The organism is Streptomyces sp. a15, assembly GCF_059026085.1.
In genome coordinates, this window is the sequence record NZ_JBWLKM010000135.1 from 1 (window position 1) to 15,646 (window position 15,646).

The window sequence follows — 15,646 nt, forward strand, 5'->3', positions numbered from 1 at the left end:
ATCACTCAGGCCCGTGCCTGCCTTGCATCTGAGCTGTAGGCCGCCGCCCGTCCGCACCATTTGCCGGTCGGTCTTAGGCGGTCGGTGTGGGCTCGGCGTCCGGCGGCGGTTACGGCGGGCGCGTTGTGGGTTCTGACCGGGGACTTGTCTTCTCCGAAGACAGCATCTCGGACCCAGTGGACGGTGTTTTCCACCGTCCGGTGCCCGCGCGCCCAAGACGCGATCTCGGCCGCGTTCGCTTCTTCGGTGGTCAGGTCCGTGATGGCGTAGACGGTCTCGCTGGACCACGGCATGCCCGTGCCCGCGGGTTCCAGCACCGTCGAGATCACCCTCGAACCGGTCGCCGACGGCACCCTGCTGCGCCTGGCCCATCGCGGCCTGCCGTCCGCCGAAGCCTGCGCCGCGCACAGGGAGGGCTGGACGCACTACGTGCAGCGCCTCACCGTACGGGCAGAGGGCGGCGACCCGGGCCCCGACGACTGGATGTGACAGGGCCCGGCATGTTCCGGCCGGTGGGCCACATGCCCGGGCGGCAGCGGCAGCGTCAGTGCTTGGCGAACTGGACCGAGGTGGGCTGCACGACGTCGGGCCGGATCGCAATGCCGTCGACGGTGAGTCGTTCACCGAAGATGTCGGTGATCCTGATCGCGCCGCCGCACCCGGTGCCGTCCTCGGAGATGAAGTAGTTGTAGTCGGTACGGGACAGCTGACGCCAGCCGCTGCCGGCCCGGACCTCCAGCCGGGCCACCGGATTCCGGTGACCTATCGCCTGGATGCCGCACCAATAGCGGCTGGACCCGGTCTTGTACCGGACGGACATAGTGCCGGAGCTGTCGGGGCTCACCAGCTTCCACGTGATCGCGATCCGGCCGAGCGTGGGGTCGGCGAGTTCGGCGAAGGCCTCCGCGCTGAGGTCGATCTGCCCGGGTGCGCACTCCCCCGGGCATTCGTTGGTGATACGGACCGTGATGGACGTTCCGTCGGCCGCGCGGACGGACACGTACGCGCCGCACGCCATGGCCGACTCGTAGTCCGTGGAGTTCATCGCCCCGGTCATGACGTCACCGCTCGGGTCGTACAGGCACGCGCCCCCGCCGTCCGAGTCGTAGAAGGTCGCGAGTCCCTCGTAGGTGACGCCGGGTCGTATGCGTCCCGCCAACGGGGCGCCGGCGGACGCCGCTTGCGGCCTGTCCGTGGGCGACGGCTTCGCGGACGCGCTGGTCGCGCCGGCGGAGGCCTTCGGCGGGGTGACCTTGGCCGAGGGCTTCGCCGACGCGGTGGACGCACTGTCGGAGGGGGACGGTGACCCCGAGGGCGAGACCTTCGCCGGGGCGTCGGCCACGGGCGTGGCTGCGGTACGCCCGGCGTCGCTCTCGTCGTCGGGGAGGAGCACCGCGACCAGGGCGACGACTATGAGCGCCGCGGCCGCCGACAGGAACAGCCACCGTCTGTGCACCGAACCTCCTTGCCGACCGCCACCGTTGCGGTGGGCGACGGGCGCAGTGATCGTGCCAGACCCGGGGCATGGCGGCAAGCACGGTTCCGGGGAGCAGTGGGGCCGAGAGCGGACCGCCTGCGACTACTACGCGGTCGGGACAGCGGGCTTCTCACGGGTTCCGATCACGGCTTGAGGCATGTCAGACCCTTCGTGGGGAGTGTTCCGGACTCCAGGTAGGCGTTCACCTTCTGGTCGACGCAGTCGTCGCCGTACTCGCCGTACTCGCCGTAGATGCCGTGGCCGATGGCTCCGCGCAGGGTGAGCAGGCGGGAGCCGGTCATCAGGTGGTGCATGGCCTGGGCGCCGCGGTAGGTGGTCGCGGTGTCGCCGGTGGCGGAGACGATCAGTGCCTCGGCCCGGTTGGCGATCTCGGTCGGCTGCTCGCGGGGCGGTTCGGGCCAGAAGGCGCAGGGGGAGATGTTGTTGGTGATCGGCCCGAAGAGGGGATGGCGGTGCCGGCTGCGCTGTATGTCGTCCCAGTAGACCTCCGGGTCGCGTGGGGCGGCGCCATCGCCGCACATGATCGCGGCCGCAGGACTGACGAGGGGTGAGTTCGCGCCGTCCAGGAGGAACCGCACAGACGCCTCCAGTTCCGGGTTCGGGGCGACCGTCGTCCCGGTCGCCGCTTCCGCCGCCCTGTTCAGCACCCTCACGGTGGACGCGAACCCGGCACGCTCTTGGTCGTCGTCGGTGCCGACACCGCCGGAGACCAGGAAGGGCACCACATGCTCGTCGAGCGTGTCCGCGTACGAGGTGACGGGCAGCGGACGCGTCGTGGACGCCTCGACGACTCGCTCGACGGTGGCGAGCACCGCGTGCCGGGTATGGCCCAGCCCGTAGTCGTGGTGTCGTGCCGCGGTCCAGGACGCCCAGGCGTTCAGGGCCCGTTCGGTGGAAGGTTCCCTGCCGATCAGCGCCCTGGGGCCCCACTGGCGTGGATCGCCGGCGCTGTCGAGCACCATCCGGTCGGTCCGTCCGGGGAACATCTGCGCGTACACGGCACCGAGATAGGCGCCGTAGGAATAGCCGAGGAAGGAGATCCGGCGCTCGCCCAGCGCGGCGCGGACGATGTCCATGTCCCGGGCGGTGTTACGGGTGTTGACGTGCGGCAGCACATCGCCGTGCCGACGCGCGCATCGTTCGGCGAGGTCCTGGTGGAAGGCGACCTGGCGGTCGAAGCCTGCCCGGTCGGTCCCGGCCGAGCGCAGCCAGAGGCCGACGGGCCATCCGCAGTCCAGCGGGGCGCTGCGTCCCACGAAGCGTGGGTCGACCCCGATCAGGTCGTACCGTGCGCCGACCTTGCCCATGTGCGCGCGGGTCTCCAAGGGCATGCCCAGTGTCGGCTCGCCGGGGCCGCCGTGGTTGAGCACCATGGTGCCGATCCGGCGGGCCGGATCGGCCGCCGGAAGCCGCGATACGGCGATCTTGATCGTCCGGCCCTGCGGCCGGCTGTAGTCGAGGGGCACGGTGACCTGGGCGCACCGGGCCCCGGCCCGGTCCAGGCCGGCGCCCAGTTCGTCGTCCGCTCCCTGCCTGCAGTCCGCCCAACTCACCTGTTGCCGACGGTAGTCGGCGAGCCCCGCAGTGGGGTCGTCGGTGGCGAGCACCGGGGTGCCCGAGGCCGCCAGGGCCACGGCGGCCCCGGGGGCGCCCAACCACCGCGCCAGGATGCCGAGTCGTGTCTTCTTCGTCATGACCGCGACGCTAGGTCCGGCTCGGCACCCGGAGAATGGTGCCCACTGCCGGTCGAAGGTACAGCCAGCTGTACTCCCCCGGTCGGCGCCGTGCCCCGATACTGAGTACTCGGCCGACGGGCGGAAGGGGGCGGGCGTGCCGAGACGATGGGCACAGCCGCTGCGCAGTGCGGCCTACCTGTTCGGTGGCCTGCTGACCGCCCTCGGCACCGTCATCGCGTTGCCGCTGCTCCTGCTGCCGGCTCCGGCGCGCGCCTGGGGGGACCGGCACCGGCGACGTGCCGGGAGGCTGCTCGGCGTCGCGGTTCCGGCTCGGCCCGCGGCCCCGCCCGGGGGACCTCGTGCCTGGTGGCGTCGGATGCGCACCGATCCGGGCACGCGCCGAGATCTGCTGTGGCCGGTGGTGCACCTGTCCACGGCGCTGCCTTTCGGCCTGGCCGTCGTGTTGTGCGTGGGCAACATTTTCACGGCCGTGTGGGCCATGACGCTGTGGTGGGCGCTTCCTGCGGTGGCGACGCCGCATCTGCAGGGGGACATCCCGGTGAACGGCTGGGCGATCGCGCTGACCGCGGCACCGTTACAGGCTGTGGTTCTCACCGCGGCGGCCTGGTGGGGCGGCCCGCTGCTGGCCCGCGCGCACGCCCGGCTCTGCCTGGCGCTGCTGTCGCCGTCGGCCAGCGAACAACTCGCGCAGCGGGTCGAGGTGTTGACCCGGACCAGGGCGGGAGCACTGGATGCCCACGCGGCGGAACTGCGAAGGATCGAGCGTGACCTGCACGACGGCGTACAGGCCCGGCTGGTGGCCGTCGCGGTGCGGCTCGGTGTGGCCCGCGAGTCGCTCACGGATGTTCCCGAGGGCATGAACAGGCTGCTGCGGGAGGCGCACGAGGGAGTCGAGGAGGCCATGACCGAGCTACGCACCGTGGTCCGCACCACCTATCCGCCGATCCTGGCCGACCGCGGCCTGGGCGGAGCGCTGGCGGCGCTGGCCGCCGACTCCCTCGTGCCGGCCCGGCTCGACGTCGGCACCCTGGACGCGGCCCCGGCCGCGGCGGAGTCGGTGGCCTACTTCGTCGTCGCCGAGGCACTCACCAACACGGCCAGACACGCCCGCGCCACCCGGGCCGACATACACGTCCGACGCACGGGCGCCCGGCTGTCGATCCGGGTCAGCGACGACGGGATCGGCGGCGCGGACGAGACGCAGGGCACCGGCATCGCCGGGATCCGCCGCCGCGTGCTCGCCCTCGACGGCACCGTCCGGGTCACCAGTCCCCCGGGCGGACCGACCACGGTCGCCGTGGAGGTGCCGTGCGGGTCGTGATCGCCGAGGACAACGTGCTGCTGTCCAGCGGCCTGGAGCTGCTCCTGGCCGCCAAGGGCTTCGAGGTCGCCGCAGTCACCCGCGACGGCCCCGCCTTCCTGGCCGCTGTCGCCGAGCACCGGCCCGACGTGACGATCGTCGACGTACGGCTGCCGCCCTCCTTCAAGGACGAGGGGATACACGCCGCCCTGCGGGCACGCCGCCTCCACGAGGGTCTGCCGGTGCTCGTGCTGTCGCAGTACGTCGAGCGGGAGTACGCCCGGGAGTTGCTCTCCGACGGCCAAGGGGGCATCGGCTACCTGCTCAAGGACCGGGTGAGCCGGATCGCGGAGTTCACCGACGGGCTGCGCCGCGTCGCCGCCGGGGGCACCGCGATGGACCCGGAGGTCATCTCCCAGCTTCTCCTCCGCCGCGACAACGACCCCCTGTCCCACCTCACTCCGCGCGAACACCAAGTGCTCGCCCTCATGGCCGAGGGACACGACAACGCCACCATCTCCGACCGACTGGCCGTCACCGACAACGCCGTCCACAAACACGTCGGGCGCATCTTCACCAAGCTCGGCCTGCCCGCCGCCAACAGCGGTCACCGGCGGGTCCAGGCCGTACTCGCCTACCTCGACCACCGTCAACACCCCTGATCACACACCGGCGAGCTCACACACCGGCCAGCTCACGCGCTGACGAGCACCTGCGGCGAGAGTTCCTTGATCATGGTGTTGGTCCACCGCATCTGACGCAGCGTCTGCGGGTGGCAGGCGCCGGCCAGTCCGAGGAGACGGTCGTCCGAGGTGGCCTGTGCGGCCTGAGCGAGCATCTCCCAGTGCAGCGAGTTCCGCGTGGCGGCCAGGTGCAGTTCGCGCAGGTCGTACAGGAGGAGCAGGCCGGTCTCCGGACGGCGGCCGAGGGCTTCGGCGGCCTTCTCCTTCAGCGCGGTAAGCGCTCCGGGCGAGGCGTCGCTCTGCGGGCCGGGCAGGTCGAGGTCGTAGTGGCGGCCCACGTCGGCGAGCCGGGTGGCGTGCTCACGGGACCAGCGGGAGAGGTCCGTCGCGACATGGTGGATCTCGTGCTCGGTGCGGTGACGCGCCGCGGCCGTCAACAGGTCCCGCTCCAATGTGCGTTCACCGTCGTGGAGGACGCGGAGCGTGGCGGTGATACCGGTCATGTCCTGCTCCCTGCCGTCGCGCTGGTGCTCCTGGCCCCGGTGTCACGGCGGGCGACGAGGGTGACGCGGGCCGCGGCGGTCTTGAACAGGGGCTGCTTCGAGACCGGGTCCCAGTCGGTGACGGTGCCCTCGTTGGCGGCGCGGCCCGCGGAGTGGTCCGGCGGGCGGTGCCCCGCGGGCGTGTCCCAGTAGCCGTAGTGGAAGGGCAGGAACACGACGCCGTCCCGGATGCCGGTGGTGCGCAGCCGGGCGCGCACCGCGCCGCGAGGCGTGCCGACCTGGACCAGATCACCGTCGGACAGGCCTTGGTGGGCAGCCTCGTTGGGCGACAGCTCGGCCCAGACGTCGGGGGCGGCGGCGTTCAGTTCGGGGGCCCGGCCGGTCTTCGTCCGGGTGTGGAAGTGGTGGACGGTACGGCCGGTGATCAGCTGGAGGGGGAAGTCCGGGGAGGTGTCCTCGTGAGGCGGAAGGTACTCGGCCGCCTTGACGACCGCCCGGCCGTGCGGGTTGCGGGACCGGTACTCGACCTCCTCGACGGACGCTCCCGTGACCAGGTCCTTGCCGTAGCTCTCGCAGGTGTCCGGGTCCGCCCAGGTGATCCCGTCGGTGTAGAGGCGCGCGGTGCCCTCGGGGGCGCGTTCGGTGCAGGGCCACTGGATACCACTGCCCTCGCGCAGGCGGTCGTAGCTGAGACCGGTGTAGTCGCACGGGCGGCCGGCGCTGCACCGCTGCCAGGCCCGGAACGCGGACTCCGGGTCGTGCCAGGCGATCAGCGGGTCGCCGTCCTTGTCACGGAAGTCCATGCGGGCGGCGTAGTCGAGGAAGATGTCCAGGTCGGGGCGGGCCTCGCCCGGCGGTTCGACGGCCTTCTCGGACAGGTGCACGGTGCGGTCGGCGTTGGTGAGGACGCCGGTCTTCTCGCCCCAGGTCGCCGCGGGCAGGACCACGTCGGCCAGTTGTGCGGTCTCGGTCGCGAACAGGTCCTGGGCCACCACGAACAGCTCCTCCTTGGCCAGGATGGAGCGGATGCGGGAGAGTTCGGGCAGGGAGACGGCCGGGTTGGTCCCGGTGATCCACAGCATCCCGATCGAGCCCTGCTCGGCGTAGCGGAAGATCTGCATCGCGTGTGTGGGCGGCGCGTAGTGCGGGATGCGCTCCGGGGTCACGTTCCACACCCGGGCCAGGTCGGCGACGTGCTGGTCGTTCTGCCAGTTCCGGAAGCCCGGCAGGTCGCCGTCGGCGCCGCACTCGCGGGTGTTCTGTGCGCTGGGCTGGCCGTTCATCTGCAGCACTCCGCACCCGGGGCGGCCCAGCATGCCCCGGACGAGATGCAGGTTGTTGACCTGGACGGCGGCCGCGGTGGCCTGGTGGGACTGGTAGACGCCTTGCAGGACCGTGGACAGCAGCCGCTCGGCGCCACCGATGATCTCCGCCGCGTGCTCGATCGACGCGGCGGGTACGTCGCAGATCCGGGCCGCCCATTGTGGGGTGCACCGCTCGACCCCGGCGGCCAGTTCGGCGAAGCCGACGGTGTGCGCGTCGAGGTAGCCGCGGTCGATCCGGTCGGTGCGGATGATCTCGTGCAGCAGCGCGTTGAGCAGGGCCAGGTTCGTCCCCGCCCGCGGGGCCAGGTGTACGGCCGCCTGCCGGGCCACCGGCGTGTGGCGCGGGTCGACGCAGACCAGACGGGGCGGCTCGGCGCCCGCCAGCCGGTCCAGGACGCGGGTCCACAGCACGGTCTGGGTCTCGGCCATGTTGTGCCCGAACAGGGCGATGACATCGGCGTGGTCGATGTCCTCGTAGGAGCCGGGCTGCCCGTCGCAGCCGAACGTCTGCTTGAGGGCCTCGGCGGCGGTGGCCGTGCACAGGCGGGTGTTGCCGTCCAGGTGGTTGGTGCCGATGCCGGCCCGGGCGAGCACCGCCAGGGTGTAGTACTCCTCCAGGAACAGCTGCCCGGTGGTGTAGAAGCCGATCGAGCCCGGCCCGTGCCGCTCCAGCAGGTCCTTCGAGCGGGCCACGATCCGGCCCATCGCGGTGTCCCAGTCGCTCTCCACCAGCCGGCCGCCTTCGCGCACCAGCGGGCGGGTCAGCCGGTCCGGCGAGGCGTTCGCCTGCCATCCGTAAAGGTCCTTCGGGCCGAGCCGGCCGCGGTTGACCCGGTCGGTGGCACGGCCGCGCACGCCCACGATCCGTCCCTGGCGCACGGCGATGTCCATGGCGTCGCCGTTGGAGTGCAGCAGTGAGGCGGACGGCACCCACCGCTCCACCTCGTCCTCGGCGACTCCGGGCGCCAGGTGGGCGTCGGTGCGCGGGGGCCACGGGGCTCCGGGGCCGTAGGGGGTACGGGCGCCCCACGGGTTCTTTATGCGATCAGCCTCGTCCACCACGATCACACCTCCATCGGGCGAGCCGCTGGGCCACTGAGTACCCCGCACTCACGATCCCGCACCACGCGGGACCCGCTCCGCCATGCATCGGCGCGGTCGAAAGCCGCCCGTCCGGGCGAAGGGGTTCGTTCGCCGGTGGAGTCGGCGAGCACGGCCAACCCGTCGAGGTCGGGCCCTGTCACCGGCGAAGCGCACCCCCGCCGAGCGGCATGCCGAACTCCGCTGTGCCGACGGGGCACCGTGAGAGTGCCGAGCGGCTGCGGTCCTTCCGCGCCGCACACCCGGAGGTGACGGCCGTCCTCGCCTACAACGACGACCTCGCCGTCGTCGGGTTCGACGACACCCCGCACCGACGCTGTTCTCGCCCGCTCTGACCACCGTGCACATCGACACGGAAGCCGTCGGCCGCATCGCCGCACGCAACGCACTGCCAACGCTCCCTTGACCCGCGGGACCCCGCAGACCCACGCCGAACCGGCCGTCATCCGGGACCTGAAGCCACCGAAATGAGACCCACACCACAACGAAAACGGCACCGTTTCGATAGTCGCGAGAGTTAGCCTTCCCACGTGAACGAAACAGTTTCGTTCAGGATGAGAAGGGTGCACCCGGTATGCCTTCCGTACTCGTGGTCCACGGCCAGGCCCTGCAACGCCTCGGCTTCCGGATGCTCCTCGCGGCCCAGCCCGACCTGACCGTCGTCGACGAGGCCTCCGGCGGATTCGAGGCGATCCGCCTGAGCACCGAACTGCGCCCGGACGTCGTCCTGATGGACTCCCGCGTGCCCGACACCGACGGCATCGACACCATCCGCCGCATCGCCCGGGCCCCCGCACTCCCCCACCCCTCCGGCTCCGTTCGAGCCGTACGGAAACCCCCGCAGGTACTGATCCTGACCAGCACCGGCCGCGACGAGTACGCCTACGCCGCGCTGCGCGCCGGAGCCCGCGGGTTCCTCCTCCAGGACGCCACCCCGGACGAACTGACCGCCGCCGTCCGCATCGTCGCGACCGGAGACGCCGTCATCACCCCCGGCGTGACCCGCGCGCTCATCGACGCCGTACGCCAGCAGCGCCCCGGCCGCCCGACGGAGCGGCAAATCGGACTCGACGCCCTCACCGAGCGCGAACGCGACGTCCTGGTCGCCGTCGCCTCCGGTTGGTCCAACACGGAGATTGCCACGCGGCTGTCGATCGCCCCGACCACCGTCAAGTCCCACGTCAGCAACATCCTCGGCAAGATCGGCGCCCGCGCCCGGGTGCAAGCCGTGGTCTTCGCCTACGAGTCCGGCCTGGTCCGGCCGGCCTGACATCGAGCCGGCCCGGTTCGAGCCCTCCTCCCCAGCAGCCTCGCCCCATCAGATCGTTCGACCCGCCGGACATCGTTCGAAAACTCTTGACGCTGCCGCACGCCCCGATTGACACTCTCGCAACACGACGTCACACAGTCGAAACAGCGGGGCGCCCCTGGCCGAGGCCCCTTCGCCCACCGTGTCTCAGCAGGGGAACTCCACATGACGTACAGCGCACGACTCCACGGCCGCGCGAGACGTTGGGCGGGCCGACTCGCCGGACTGACCGCCGCGTCACTGTTGCTGGGCCTCGCCGGAACTCCGGTGCGGGCCGCCGAGACCGCGGAGATCACCGACGGCCTCGCCCTCTGGTACAAACTCGACGCCACCTCGGGCACCACCGCCACCGACGCCTCCGGCAACGGCCGGACCGGCACGGTCAACGGCACCCCCGGCTGGTCCGCCTCCGGCCAAGGGCTCGCGTTCAACGGCTCCGACACCTCCATCAAGGTCCCGGACGACGTCATGAAGGGCATGGACGCGATCACCGTCTCGATGGACGTACTGATCGACTCCGCCCAGACCACCCCGTACTTCCTCTACGGCTTCGGCAACTCCAGCGGCAGTAACGGCAATGGCTACCTGTTCACCACGGGCAACTCCTTCCGCACCTCCATCGCCACCGGCAACTGGTCGACGGAACAGACCACCCGGCCCGCCGACTCCCACAACCTGACCCGCGCCGCGTGGAAGCACGTCACGTACACGCAGACCGGCACCACCGGCGTGCTCTACGAGGACGGCGTCGAGGTGGCCCGCAACACCTCCGTCACCATCACTCCCGGCGCCATCGGCTCCGGCAGCACCACCGCCAACCACATCGGCAAGTCCGTGTACTCCGGCGACAAGCTGTTCAAGGGCCGGATGCGCGACTTCCGGGTGTACGACCGGGCGCTCGCCGACACCGAGGTCGAGCAACTCGCCCTCCCCGTCGCCGCCCAGGGCGTCGCCGACGACAAGAGCGCCCTCACCCTCGGCGACACCAGCGCGGTCACCGCCGACCTCGACCTGCCGAAGACCGGCCCCGCCGGCGGCTCCACGATCGGCTGGGCGAGCGACAACCCTGCCGTGGTGTCGGAGACCGGCAGAGTGACCCGCCCGGCCGCCGGCGAACCGGACGGCCACGCCACGCTCACGGCGACCCTCAAGAAGGGCACCGTGACCGCCACCAAGTCCTTCGACGTCACGGTCCCCGCCGCCTTCGACGACGAGACCGCCACCCGGCAGGCCGCCGAGGCGCTGAGCGTCCACAACCTCGACGACGTGCGCGGAAACCTCACCCTCCCCGCGGACGGCGCCTACGGCACGCACGTCACCTGGTCCTCCGCGCGGCCGGACGTGGTCGCCGCCGACGGCACGGTCCACCGCCCCGCGCACGGCGACGGCGCCACCACCGTCGACCTGACCGCGACCGTCACCAAGGGCGAGGCCACGGCCACCCGCACCTTCACGGCCAAGGTCCCCGAACTCCCCGCGAAGCAGGCCCTCAAGGGCTACATGTTCAGCTACTTCACCGGCGAGGGCACCGCCGACGGCGAGCAGCTCTACGCGGCCCTCAGCAAGGGCAACGACCCTTTGAAGTGGCGGGAGTTGAACGACGGCAAGCCCGTCCTGACCTCCACGCTCGGTGAGAAGGGCCTGCGCGACCCGTTCATCATCCGCTCCCCCGAGGGCGACAAGTTCTACCAGATCGCCACCGACCTGAGGATCTACGGCAACGGCGACTGGGACGCCTCCCAGCGCACCGGCAGCAAGTCGATCATGGTCTGGGAGTCCACGGACCTCGTGCACTGGACCGACCAGCGCCTGGTGAAGGTCTCCCCGGACAGCGCGGGCAACACCTGGGCACCGGAGGCGTACTACGACGCGAAGCTCGGCGCGTACGTGGTCTTCTGGGCGTCGAAGCTGTACGACAACGAGGCGCACTCCGGCGACACGTACAACCGCATGATGTACGCGACGACCCGTGACTTCCACACCTTCAGCGAGCCCAAGGTGTGGATCGACCGCGGCTACTCGGTCATCGACTCCACGGTGATCCAGCACGACGGAACGTACTTCCGACTGTCGAAGGACGAGCGGAACAACACCTCTTCCACGCCCAACAGCAAGTTCATCTTCGAGGAGAAGAGCGACTCACTCCTGGACACGTCCTGGACCGCGGTCGCCGAGGGTATCGGCAAGGGCGCGATGAGCGCCGCCGAAGGGCCCCTGGTGTTCAAGTCCAACACCGAGGAGAAGTGGTACGCGTTCCTCGACGAGTTCGGCGGTCGCGGCTACATCCCGTTCGAGACGACGGACCTCGACTCCGGCACCTGGACCCCGTCCACCGGCTACGACCTGCCCGCCAAGCCCCGCCACGGCACCGTACTCCCGGTCACCCAGGCCGAGTACGACCGCCTGCTGCGCGCCTACCAGCCGGACCAACTCGTCGAGAGCGTCGAGGACATCGCGGTGAAGACGCGGACCGGCGAAGCCCCGGTCCTGCCGGCCACGGTGATCGCGAAGTACGCCGACGGCGTCGAGCGTCCCGTCTCCGTCGACTGGGCGGACGTACCGGAATCCGCGTACGCCCAGGCCGGCACCTTCACGGTGACGGGCGCCCTGCCCGAGGGGGTCACCCTGAAGGCCGAGGTCACGGTCTCCGCCGAAGGCCCCGACGTCCCCGCCGATCTCCTCCTGGACTACGACTTCGACGAGACCGGCGGCAACATCGCCCGCGACTCCAGCGGCCACGGCTACCACGGCACTTACGTGCGGACGCCCGACTTCGGGACCGGCGTGGACGGCGGCTCGTTCAAGATGTCCGGCGGTACCAGCAGCTCGACCACCTCGCCGTACGTCAGAATCCCCAACGGCGTCCTGAAGGACGCCGACAGCGTCACCGTCTCCACCCACGTCAAGTGGAAGGGCGGGGACAACTTCCAGTGGCTCTTCGGCCTGGGTCCCGACAGCAACAAGTACCTCTTCGCCTCCCCCTCCAACGGCGGCGGCAAGCTCTTCTCCGCGATCACGAAGGCCACCTGGTCGGGCGAGAAGCAGATGACGGCGGGCTCCCGGCTCACCCCCGGTGAGTGGCAGCACGTCACCGTCACCGTGGACAGCGCGACCGAGACCGCGGTCCTCTACGTCAACGGCATCGAGGCGGCCCGGGCCACCGGGGTCACCATCAAGCCGTCGGAGCTCTACGACCCCGCCAAGGGCTACTCCGGCTACATCGGCAAGTCCCTGTACTCCCCGGACCCCTACTTCGGCGGCGAGGTCGACGACTTCCGGATCTACAACCGGGCCCTGTCGCCCACCGAGGTCCTGGAGCTCAGCGGCAACACCACGGGCATCGCCGCGGCGACCCACCCCGCGCTGAAGACCGACGCGATCATCGACGACGCGGGCAGCAGGATCACCCTGCCGCTGGCCGAGGGCAGCGATCTCACCGCCCTGGCACCGGAGTTCACCCTCGCCCACGGCGCGTCCATCAGCCCCGCCTCCGGCACACTGCGCGACTTCACCGAGCCGGTGACGTACGAGGTGACCGGCTCGGACGGCGCCAAGCGCACCTGGACGGTCACGGCACTGGTCATGAAGAGCCCGGTCCTGCCGGGGCTCAACGCCGACCCGAACATCGTCAGGTTCGGCGACACCTTCTACCTCTACCCGACCACCGACGGCTTCCCTGGCTGGAGCGGGACGCAGTTCAAGGCGTACTCCTCCACCGACCTGGTCCACTGGAAGGACCACGGCGTCATCCTCGACCTGGGACCGGACGTCAGCTGGGCCGACAGCAGGGCCTGGGCACCGACGATGGCCGAGAAGAACGGGAAGTACTACTTCTACTTCAGCGCCGACGCGAACATCGGCGTCGCGGTCTCCGACTCGCCCACCGGCCCGTTCAAGGATCCTCTGGGCCAACCGCTGCTCAAGGCGGGCCAGTTGACCGGCCAGATGATCGACCCGGCGGTCTTCACGGACGACGACGGCACGTCGTACCTCTACTTCGGCAACGGCCGCGCCTACGTCGTCCCGCTGAACGACGACATGACGTCCCTCGACACCTCGAAGATCAAGAACATCACCCCGAGCGGCTACAACGAGGGCTCCTTCGTCATCAAGCGCAAGGGCACCTACTACTTCATGTGGTCGGAGAACGACACCCGCGACGAGAACTACCGCGTCGCCTACGCCACCGGCCCCTCCCCCACCGGCCCGTGGACCAAGCAGGGCATCATCCTGGAGAAGGACCTCTCGCTCGGTATCAAGGGCCCCGGCCACCACTCCGTGGTGGACGTCCCCGGCACGGACGACTGGTACATCGCCTACCACCGCTTCGCGATCCCCGGCGGTGACGGCACCCACCGCGAAACCACCGTCGACAAGCTGGAGTTCGACTCCGACGGCCTGATCAAGAAGGTCGTCCCGACCCTGACGAGCATCGACCCGGTCACCGTCGTCCACGCGGGCGCCGACGCCGACGGCACCGAGGGCGACGCGATCCGGATCGACGGCACCGTGTCGGGTGCGGGCGCCCCGAAGTGGACGGTCGAGCAGGGTGCGCCTTGCACGTTCGCGGACGCCGGGGCGGCCCGGACCACGCTCACCTGCACGGACGACGGCAGCTACGAGGTCACCCTCACCGGCGGCCGCAGCAGCGACACGGCCACCGTCGCCGTCGCCAACGCGGCCCCGGCGATCACCTCCGCCGAGGGCCCGAAGTCACCCGTCGCGGCGGGCCGCCGTACGGACGTCACCACCACGTTCGATGACCCCGGCGCGGGTGACACCCACACCTGCACGGTCGACTGGAAGGACGGCACCGAGCCGACGGCGGGCACCGTCACCGCCTCCGGTTGCGCGGCATCCCACACCTACACCACGGCCGGAATCCGCCGGCCCGTGGTCACGGTGACCGACGACGACGGCGGCTTCGACCGTACGACCCTGCCCGACCTGGTCATCTACGACCGGAGCGCCGGCCCCGCGGCCGGAGTCGGTGTCCTCACCTCGCCCGTCGGCGCCTACCCCGCCGGGCCCGCACTGACCGGCAAGGCCGCCTTCTCCTTCGCCGCCGACTACAAGAAGGGCGCCACCGTCCCGTCCGGGACGGCGACCTTCGACTTCGGCGCGGCCCGGCTGAAGTTCCGCTCCACCGGCTCCGACTGGCTGGTGGTCACCGGAACCCGCGCCGTTTACCAGGGATCCGGCACGCTGGGCGGCACGGCTGGCTACGGTTTCCGTGTCACCGCCACGGACGGCCCGGACACCTTCCGCATCGAGATCTGGAAGAAGTCCACCGGTGACGTGGTCTACGACAACGCCACGGCGACGAAGACCACTGGCTTCATCACCGTCGGCGGCCACCGACCGTAGGTCGAGCAGGGGTTACCCAGGAGGCATCTTGACGGACCACCACCCCGACTCGGAGGAGGCCGAGTCGGTCAACGCCGACGCCTGGCAGGCGTACGGCACCCACCACCTGCGGCGCGGCACGGTCCTGCCCGAGGTGGAGCGGCTCGACTGGGGCATCCGGGACACCGGCCCGGGTGCCGAGATCCTCGGCGAGCTGTCGGGCCGGCGCGTCCTCGACCTCGGCTGCGGTCCGGCCCGGCACGCCGCGCACCTCGTGCGCGCCCACGGCGCCCGCGTGGACGCGGTCGACTCCTCGCCGAGCCAGTACGAGCGGGCCCGCGCCCGTTACGGGTCGCTGCCCGGCCTGCGGCTGGTCCGGGCCGACGCCGTCGAGCACCTGCGTGCGTCCGAGCCGTACGACGTCATCTACTCCGTCAACGCCGTCCCGTACATCGATCCCCGTCGGCTGCTGCCTGCCCTGGCCGGTGCGCTCAGGCCGGGCGGGACGCTGTGTTTCACCGTGCTCCACACCAACTCGCACGGCGACGGTCCCTCGTCCGTCCTCGCGTCCCGGCCCGAGATCCTTTCGCTCGCCGGCGGCGGCGAGACGACCGTCCGGATGTGGGTGCTCACCCCGGAGCTCTGGACGGACCTGCTCGCCGAGCACGGGCTGCGCGTCGAGGGCGTCGAGGTCCTCGACGCGCCGGGCGAGGACAACCACGCCTCCTACCGGGTCTTCCGGGCGGTCCGCCCCGTCCGCGTCTCCTCCCGCCCCCGCTCCTGGCGGCCGTACGGCGACTGACCGCAACCGTTCCTGTGGACTGAGCAGGAGTGAGTCCGCTCAGCCGCACGCCCCGAACGGTCTTGGGCGCTCCCCCAGACTT

The 15,646-nt window shown here is 70.9% G+C and carries 11 protein-coding genes and 1 pseudogene; 7 read left to right on the forward strand and 5 right to left on the reverse strand.

What is annotated here, in order from left to right; genetic code table 11:
• Positions 1 to 5: 5 nt before the first annotated feature.
• Positions 6 to 287 (reverse strand): annotated as a pseudogene (locus AC5P09_RS48925) (hypothetical protein); the annotation flags it as partial.
• A 4-nt stretch (positions 288 to 291) separates the two neighbouring features.
• Between AC5P09_RS48925 and AC5P09_RS48930 the strand changes: the two are divergent.
• A complete protein-coding gene (locus tag AC5P09_RS48930) occupies positions 292 to 489 on the forward strand; it encodes an SRPBCC family protein (RefSeq protein ID WP_493880141.1) in 198 nt (65 codons plus the stop codon).
• 55 nt (positions 490 to 544) lie between these two features.
• On the opposite strand, the gene AC5P09_RS48935 is transcribed toward AC5P09_RS48930, so the two are convergent.
• On the reverse strand, positions 545 to 1,456 hold the full coding sequence (locus tag AC5P09_RS48935; protein ID WP_493880142.1) for an expansin EXLX1 family cellulose-binding protein: 912 nt from the start codon (positions 1,454 to 1,456) through the stop codon (positions 545 to 547).
• A 164-nt stretch (positions 1,457 to 1,620) separates the two neighbouring features.
• Positions 1,621 to 3,192, reverse strand: a complete 1,572-nt coding sequence (locus AC5P09_RS48940) for an alpha/beta hydrolase (protein WP_493880143.1) — start codon at positions 3,190 to 3,192, stop codon at positions 1,621 to 1,623.
• A 136-nt stretch (positions 3,193 to 3,328) separates the two neighbouring features.
• Here AC5P09_RS48940 and AC5P09_RS48945 point away from each other — a divergent pair, with 136 nt between their 5' ends.
• Together AC5P09_RS48945 and AC5P09_RS48950 are read left to right on the forward strand one after the other, a co-directional pair.
• The gene (locus AC5P09_RS48945; protein WP_493880144.1) at positions 3,329 to 4,516 is read left to right on the forward strand and encodes a sensor histidine kinase; all 1,188 of its coding nucleotides are present in this window, start codon (positions 3,329 to 3,331) and stop codon (positions 4,514 to 4,516) included.
• Positions 4,504 to 5,157: a response regulator transcription factor gene (locus AC5P09_RS48950; protein ID WP_493880145.1), complete on the forward strand. Its 654-nt coding sequence runs from the start codon at positions 4,504 to 4,506 to the stop codon at positions 5,155 to 5,157. The genes AC5P09_RS48945 and AC5P09_RS48950 overlap by 13 nt, the downstream gene beginning before the upstream one ends.
• 32 nt (positions 5,158 to 5,189) lie before the next feature.
• On the opposite strand, the gene AC5P09_RS48955 is transcribed toward AC5P09_RS48950, so the two are convergent.
• On the reverse strand, positions 5,190 to 5,681 hold the full coding sequence (locus tag AC5P09_RS48955; RefSeq protein ID WP_493880146.1) for a hypothetical protein: 492 nt from the start codon (positions 5,679 to 5,681) through the stop codon (positions 5,190 to 5,192).
• Positions 5,678 to 8,068, reverse strand: a complete 2,391-nt coding sequence (locus tag AC5P09_RS48960) for a molybdopterin oxidoreductase family protein (protein WP_493880147.1) — start codon at positions 8,066 to 8,068, stop codon at positions 5,678 to 5,680. The genes AC5P09_RS48955 and AC5P09_RS48960 overlap by 4 nt, the downstream gene beginning before the upstream one ends.
• A gap of 209 nt (positions 8,069 to 8,277) precedes the next feature.
• On the opposite strand from AC5P09_RS48960, the gene AC5P09_RS48965 reads away from it, so the two are divergent.
• The 4 genes from AC5P09_RS48965 to AC5P09_RS48980 all read left to right on the forward strand — a co-directional run bounded on the left by AC5P09_RS48965 (position 8,278) and on the right by AC5P09_RS48980 (position 15,564).
• Complete coding sequence (locus AC5P09_RS48965) at positions 8,278 to 8,442, forward strand: hypothetical protein (protein ID WP_493880148.1); 165 nt, start codon at positions 8,278 to 8,280, stop codon at positions 8,440 to 8,442.
• Positions 8,443 to 8,681: 239 nt separating this feature from the next.
• The gene (locus tag AC5P09_RS48970; RefSeq protein ID WP_493880149.1) at positions 8,682 to 9,377 is read left to right on the forward strand and encodes a LuxR C-terminal-related transcriptional regulator; all 696 of its coding nucleotides are present in this window, start codon (positions 8,682 to 8,684) and stop codon (positions 9,375 to 9,377) included.
• A gap of 204 nt (positions 9,378 to 9,581) precedes the next feature.
• A complete protein-coding gene (locus AC5P09_RS48975; protein WP_493880150.1) occupies positions 9,582 to 14,783 on the forward strand; it encodes a family 43 glycosylhydrolase in 5,202 nt (1,733 codons plus the stop codon).
• A gap of 28 nt (positions 14,784 to 14,811) precedes the next feature.
• Entirely contained in the window at positions 14,812 to 15,564 is a 753-nt protein-coding gene (locus AC5P09_RS48980; RefSeq protein ID WP_493880151.1) for a class I SAM-dependent methyltransferase, read from the forward strand.
• Positions 15,565 to 15,646: the final 82 nt, after the last annotated feature.

Coding starts and splice junctions, on each gene's coding strand:
- AC5P09_RS48930 (WP_493880141.1), top strand. CDS start 292: ATGCCCGTGCCCGCGGGTTCCAGCACCGTCGAGATCACCCTCGAACCG.
- AC5P09_RS48940 (WP_493880143.1), bottom strand. CDS start 3,192: ATGACGAAGAAGACACGACTCGGCATCCTGGCGCGGTGGTTGGGCGCC.
- AC5P09_RS48955 (WP_493880146.1), bottom strand. CDS start 5,681: ATGACCGGTATCACCGCCACGCTCCGCGTCCTCCACGACGGTGAACGC.
- AC5P09_RS48965 (WP_493880148.1), top strand. CDS start 8,278: ATGCCGAACTCCGCTGTGCCGACGGGGCACCGTGAGAGTGCCGAGCGG.
- AC5P09_RS48970 (WP_493880149.1), top strand. CDS start 8,682: ATGCCTTCCGTACTCGTGGTCCACGGCCAGGCCCTGCAACGCCTCGGC.
- AC5P09_RS48975 (WP_493880150.1), top strand. CDS start 9,582: ATGACGTACAGCGCACGACTCCACGGCCGCGCGAGACGTTGGGCGGGC.